The sequence below is a fragment of the Cardinium endosymbiont of Culicoides punctatus genome (genome assembly GCF_004354815.1).
Taxonomy (GTDB): Bacteria; Bacteroidota; Bacteroidia; order Cytophagales; family Amoebophilaceae; genus Cardinium.
The window spans coordinates 1-1,315 of record NZ_QWJI01000045.1; the positions used below are offsets into that span (position 1 = coordinate 1).

1 protein-coding gene is annotated in these 1,315 nt (G+C 31.9%); it reads left to right on the forward strand.

Features of this window, described 5'->3' with window-relative positions; genetic code table 11:
- Window positions 1–1,233: ankyrin repeat domain-containing protein (locus CCPUN_RS04135; protein ID WP_191283881.1), on the forward strand; the 1,233-nt coding region annotated here is incomplete at its 5' end.
- Between the last annotated feature and the right edge of the window lie 82 nt (window positions 1,234–1,315).

Below are 1,315 nucleotides of genomic sequence, written 5' to 3' on the forward strand. Positions count from 1 at the left end.
AGTTGCGTAGTAACTTTCATCGTTGAGTACAATAATTTGAAGTTAGTAACTATAACTACAAAAATATCAATTATTCAATACTTTGCGAAAGTCCTGACTAAGTTATTATTATCAAGCGATAACGTTAAGATAAATAAACAATATGAAGGTGGATCTACGCTCTTGCATCTAGCAGTTGAGCAAGAACATAAAGAATTAGTTGAAATATTGTTAGAAGTTCCTGGAATTGATGTCAATATAAAAAATAACCATGGCCGTACTCCGCTTCATACAGCAATTATGATAGAGAATTTAGCGGCAGTCAATACCTTGCTAGAAATTTCTAATATTAATGTCAATACACAAAATAATAGTAGATCTACCCCCCCTCATACAGCAATTATGACAGGGAATTTAGCTATAGTCCATGCATTGTTACAAATTCCTGGTATTAATGTCAATATACAGAACAATAATAGATCTACTCCGCTTCATACAGCAATTATGGCAGGGAATTTAGCTATAGTCAATGCATTGCTAAAAATTCCTGGTATTAATGTCAATATACAGAACAATAATAGGTCTACGCTGCTTCATTTGGCAATTAAAATAGGAAGTTTAGCTATAGTCAATAGATTGTTACAAATTCCTGGTATTAATGTTAATATACAAGACAATCATGGATTTACGCTGCTTCATTTGGCAGTTAAAATAGGAAGTTTAGCTATAGTCAATAGATTGTTACAAGTTTCTGGTATTAATGTCAATATACAAGACAATCATGGATCTATTCCGCTTCATTTGGCAGTTAAAATAGGAAATTTAGATATGGTCCATGCATTGTTAAAAATGAGTGGTATTATGATTAATAAAAAAAACAGATATTATAAACGCACTCCACTTCATTTAGCAAGTAGCATAGGGGATTTAGTATTAGTGAATAGGTTATTACAGCATCCTGAAATCAAGGTAAATGAACAGGACATATTTGGATTTACTGCGTTGCATAGAGCAGCTTATGAAGGACATATCGAAATAGTTAAGCGGTTATTAACAGATCCTAACATTATAGTCAATAGAAAAGACAATCGTGGTGCTACGTCTTTTGATATTGCAACGGATAAAACGCATACAGAAATAGCTCGCTTATTAAAAGAAGCTTCTATTAAAAAAACAATAAAAAAAGAGAATTTATTTGTGTTAACGGGTCAATTGATCAATTTTACAGTAACATGGAAATATTTACCCTATTAAAAGAGGGTGGTGGTACAAATATATGATTTTACTTAGCCCAAGCGTTACCTTTATTTATGCTATCAATGACTATCATGATTGC